2 protein-coding genes are annotated in these 5,417 nt (G+C 71.2%); both read right to left on the reverse strand.

Going from position 1 to position 5,417, the window contains the following annotated elements:
- Positions 1-3,757: non-ribosomal peptide synthetase (locus HG542_RS33760; RefSeq protein WP_171088208.1), on the reverse strand; the 3,757-nt coding region annotated here is incomplete at its 3' end.
- On the reverse strand, positions 3,754-5,417 hold a 1,664-nt coding region (locus HG542_RS33765; protein ID WP_171088210.1), incomplete at its 5' end, for a phosphopantetheine-binding protein. The genes HG542_RS33765 and HG542_RS33760, both read right to left, overlap by 4 nt.

Genomic DNA, 5,417 nt, shown 5'->3' on the forward strand with positions numbered 1-5,417 from the left:
AGCCGTGCAGATAGCCCACGGCGTACATCGGACCGTGCTCGAGGTCGAAGCCGCGCTGCCATCCGGTCAGCGTCCGGTGCAGGGCCTCGGTGAACTCCGGGGTGCCCTCGGCCGCGGGCAGGCCGCGCACGTCGAGAACGTTGAGGCCGGGGAACGGGGCCGCCGGGTCGTAGAACTGCTCCGTACCGCGGTAGCGCAGCCGCAGCGCATCGTGGTGCTCGGCGAGCGCACGCAGGGCGGACTCCAGCCGGGACAGCGTCAGTTCGGGCGTACGGACCAGGAACGCCTGGTTCCAGTGCTCGGGCCGGGCGAAGCCTTGCTCGAAGAACCAGGACTGGATGGGCAGCAGCTCCACCTCGCCCGTCAGCGCACCCTGTTCGGTGAGCACATCGGCCCGCGGCTCGGATGCCGCGGCCCGGCGGCTCTCGACGAAGTCAGCGAACTGCTCGATGGTCGGCAGGGAGAACACGTCCCGGACGCCGACCGCCAGGCCGAGCTGCTGGCGCAGCCGGCTCGCCAGCCGGATGGCGACGATGCTGTCCATGCCGAGCCGCGTCGCGTCGTCGCGGATGCCCAGCTCGTCGGGGCGCAGCCCCAGGTGCTCGGCCCACAGCGCGTGCACCTGCTCCTGCAGGGTGGTGCGCGGGGCGATGCGTTCCCGGCCGGCGTCGGTCGGGCCGGGGTCGGGCAGCGCCTTGCGGTCGAGCTTGCCGTTGACGGTCACGGGGACGGCCGTCAGGTGCACGAGGGCGTGCGGGACCATGTAGGACGGCAGGGAGGCGTTCAGCGCGCCTGTCAGGGCCGTCTCGTCCAGCGGGTGGTCCGCGACGTAGTAGCCCACGAGGTGCTTGAGTTCGGGCCGCTGCGGGTCGGGCTGCCGGACCAGGGCGATGCCCTGCTTGACGCCGGGGAACCGGGCCAGGGCGGCCTCGATCTCGCCCAGTTCGATGCGGTAGCCGCGGATCTTGACCTGGAAGTCGTTGCGGCCGAGGTACTCGATGCCGCCGTCGGGCAGGCGCCGTACGAGGTCGCCGGTGCGGTAGAGGCGGCCCGTGCCGAACGGGTTGCCGACGAAGCGCTCGGCGGTCAGCTCGGGCCGGTTGAGGTAGCCGCGCGCCAGGCCGGCGCCGCCCAGGTACAGCTCGCCGATCGCGTGGACGGGCAGCGGGGTGCGGGCCGCGTTGAGCACGTACGCCTGGGTGTTGTCGATCGGGGTGCCGATGCGGACGGCGTCCATCGCCGGGTCGGTGCACGGGTGGTGCAGGACGTCGATCGACGCCTCGGTCGGGCCGTACAGGTTGTGCAGCCGCGCACCGGGCAGCAGCGCGTGTGCGGAACGGACCTGGGCGAGCTTGAGCTCCTCGCCGCTGCAGAAGACGTACCGCAGGCTCGCCAGCCCCTGCGGGGCCGGCCCGGCCGACGCCTCGACCGCCTCCAGGAAGGCACTGAACATCGACGGCACGAAGTGCACGACACTGACCTGCTCGCGCTCGATCAGCTCCATCAGCGCGTAGGGGTCCTTGTGGTCCTCCGGTTCGGCGAACACGATCGTCGCGCCGAACCAGTTGGCCCACAGCAGCTCCCACACGGACACGTCGAAGACGTACGGAGTCTTCTGCAGCACCCTGTCGGCCGCGTCCAGCGGGAACGCGCGGTTCATCCACTGGATGCGGTTGACCAGGCCGCCGTGCTCGCACAGCACGCCCTTGGGCTGACCGGTGGTGCCGGACGTGTAGATGACGTAGGCGAGGTCGGAACCGGTGAGCGGCAGGCCCGGGTTGCCGGCAGGCTGTGCGGCCAGTGCATCGCCGGCTCCGTCGACGGACAGCACGGGCACCGGCAGCCCGGCGCCGCGGCAGTCGGTGGCGTTCCGCTCGTCCGTGAGCAGCAGCGGGCTGCCGGTGTCGGAGAGGATGAACCGGATCCGCTCGTGCGGCGAGCCGGGGTCGACAGGGACGTACGCGCCGCCGGCCTTCATGACGCCCAGGACCGCGACGAGCATGTGCTCGCTGCGGTCCAGCAGCAGACAGACCAGGCTGCCGGTACGGACGTTGTGCTGTTCAGCGAGCAGGTGGGCCAGCCGGTTCGCGCGCTCGTTCAGCTCGGAGTAAGTGAGCTGCCGGTCACGGAAGACGACGGCCGGAGCGTCCGGAGTGCGCTGCACCTGCCGCTCGAACATCTCGACGGCCGTCTGCACGCTTCCGTGGTCCCACTCGGTGCGGTTCCACTCGGCGAGCTGCTGCAGCCCGTCGGCGTCCACCAGCTCCAGCCGGTCGGTGACCTCGTCCTCCGGGGCCGCGGCGACCGAGCACAGCAGCGTCAGGTAGGCGTCGAAGAGCGCCTGCACGTAGGCGCGTTCGTAGCGGGCCTCCGTATAGGTGACCGTGAACGAGACCCGGTCGCCGTCCTCCTTGGCGATGACCGAGATGCCGAACTTCTCTGCCAGGTCGTCGTAGGGCAGCACCCGGTGCCCGGCAGCCGTGGCCGCCTTCTCCACCGGAGCGAAGTTGTGCATGGTGAACAGGACCTGCAGCACGTCGGCCAGATCCGCCGCACCGCCCGGCAGGGCGTCCGTCAGCATGTTCAGGTTGAGCTGGTGGTGCTGGTTGAGCTCGACGACCGCCTCGTTGACGCGCCGGGCGTTGTCCAGGAACCGATCACTGCCGCGGAACTCCGGCAGCAGCGGCAGCGTGTTGATGAACGGGCCTACGGCCGGCTGGAAGGCGGGCGGGCGGTTCGCGACGGTGATGCCGACGGCGAAGTCCGTCTGTCCGCCCGCGAAGCTGCTCAGCGTCTGGTACAGGCCGGTGAACAGCAGCGCGTACAGGCTCAGCCCGTGCCGGCCGGACAGCTCCGCCAGTGCCCGGTGCTGCTGCGGCGCGAGCTCGTAGCGCAGCGTCCCGGCACGGTTGTCGGCACCGTGGGCGGGCGTCCGCTTGAGCCGCAGCTTCTCGGCGGCGGCCAGCCGGGCGGCCAGCGCGTCGCGTGCGGCGGCGTACTCCGGCCGCGCCACGTCGATCCGCTGCTGCTCCGCAAGGTCGAAGTAGTTGAGCGCACGGGCGGCGGCATCCGCACCGGCCGGTGCGTCGTGCAGCTCGGCCAGCCGACCGGCGAGCAGCTCCATCGAGTACGCGTCGGACAGCATGTGGTGGTGCGTCAGTCCGGCCACCACGCCCTGCCCGTCGGCCAGTTCGACGATCTCGGGACGGATCAGCTGACCGTCTGCGAGCGGGAAGACGGTACGGGCCCGGTCGTCGCGCAGCGCGTCCAGCTCGCCGGAGGCGATCCGGGTGAAGGCGATGTCGAAGGCCTCGGCCGGCAGCAGCTCGTACGACAGGTCCTCGTGGACCCGCATCCGCAGGATCGGCTCGGCAGCGAGCAGCGCGCGCACCGCCCGCTCGGCCGACTCCGCGTCGGCGCCCGGCAGCTCGACGAACAGCGGGATGGTGTAGGTGAACCCGAGCTCGTCGATCCGGCTCTGCAGGTACATCCCCTTCTGGATGGACCTGAGCGTCCTGTCGTACGCGGCGTCCGGCAGCTTGTAGTGCGTGGCCTGCCGGGCGCGCTCCTGGGAGTCGATGCCCGACAGCTCCAGGACGTGCAGCAGCTGTTCCTTGCGCTCCTTCACCCGGTCCTTGAGCTCCTGCGGGAAGCCGGTGTCCTGGGGGAAGGAGAAGCCGAGCCGGTCGTCGCCCTTGTTCCAGATGAGAACGCGAGCCGACCGGAGGTCGTTCAGCAGTTCCAGCTCGGGGTTCACAGCTCTCCCTCTTCGCGCACGGCGTCCGTCAGGGCCGTGCCGACGTGCTCAGCAAGCTTGAGAATCGTGTCGTTCCGGTACAGGTCCCGGAGTTTCAGCTCGAATCCGAGGTCCTGCTGGAGCAGGCGCACCAGCTTCATGGCGGCCAGCGAATTGCCGCCGACCGAGAAGAAGCTGTCGTTCGTGCTGATGGCCTCGGCCGGCCGGCCGAGAATGTCCGCCCAGGCGGCGGCCAGGGCGCGTTCGGTCTCCGTCGCGGGCGCGACATGGACGCCGGCGAACTCGACCGGCGGGAGCCGGTCGGCGGCCAGCTTTCCGTTGGCGCTCAGCGGCAGCGCGTCCAGGACGCCGTAACCGCTGGGCAGCATGTACTCCGGCAGGGCCTTGGCGAGTTCCTCGGTGACCGCGGCGGTCAGCGTCGGCGGATCGGCAGGACTGTCGGACGCCGCACGCGCCTGCTCGTCCACCGCGCCGACGGCCATGGTGTAGACGCCGCGGTCGGTGAGCTGCAGACCCAGCGGGCAGGTGCCCAGGCCCTCGGCCCGCAGCCGCTCGCTCAGCCGCTGGAACAGGAAGCCGGCCGACACCGCCTCCGCAGCGCCTTCGCCGCCCTCCAGGGCCAGCAGGCACCGTGCCCGGCGGAGGACCGCCCACACGTCGCTCGCGCGGTCGAAGACCGGAAGGTCACCGGCGGCGTAGCGACGACTGCCCTCGTGCTCGGTGTAGTCGACGGCGCCCGCCTCCCTCAGGAAGCAGGCCAGGCCCAGCTGCGACGGTTCGAAGCCGCCGGACGTGCCCAGGACGATGCGGCACACCGCGGTGTGGTCGCCGTCCAGTTCACGGTCCGCCAGCTCGACCGTGTACGGAATGCGGCGCGCGTCCAACACGTCGGTCAGCAGGGCGAGCATGTGCCCGGCCTCCAGCAGCGCCAGACGCCGCGCCTGGTCCCCGTACAGCGGAGTGATGGCGGGCCAGTAGGCGACGAGCTGGATCTCGTCACCTGCACCGCCCTCGGCGCCCTCGGCGGCCCCGGCGGCCGAGAAGGCGGCCACGGCGTCGAGGCCGTGCGGGCGCAGCTCGCCGGTCGGCGGGTGGTACGAGAAGTGCCCGCTGCCCAGGCCTTCGGTGCGGCCCGACAGCTTGACGAACGTCCGCACCGGATACGTGCTTCCGGCGGACGGATAACGGTATTTGGGCAGAGCCCGGTCGGGCAGCGAGACGGCGGACAGCTGCTCCAGCACGGCCGTCCAGTCCTCGACGCCGAGGCCGGCCCGGCCGCCGGTGCCGTTCGGGGCCGGCGTGGCCGTTGCCAGCACCTCGGCGAAGTGCTTGCGCGGGAGAGCCGGATCGATGTCCTCGGGCAGGAAGTGCCGGTAACTCTTGGCGCGGGTGTATGCGGCCGGGTCGGTCCGGGGGACCAGCGGGGTCCCGGGAGCGGTGCCCTCCAGCACGCCGTGCCCGCTCATGAGGAACGCCTGCTTGTCGAGCTGAGGGTCACCTGCACCGGTCAGCGGCGTGTAGTCGGCGGAGGGAACCAGGTAGCCGACCAGCCGGTCGTGCTTGTCGCCCTGCTGAATCCTGGCGACCGCACGGTCGACACCCGGCAGCCGGGTCAGCTTGGCAGCAATCTCGTCCAGTTCGACGCGGTAGCCGTTGAGTT

The organism is Streptomyces morookaense (genome assembly GCF_013030945.1).
In the GTDB taxonomy this organism is placed as follows: domain Bacteria; phylum Actinomycetota; class Actinomycetes; order Streptomycetales; family Streptomycetaceae; genus Streptomyces; species Streptomyces morookaensis.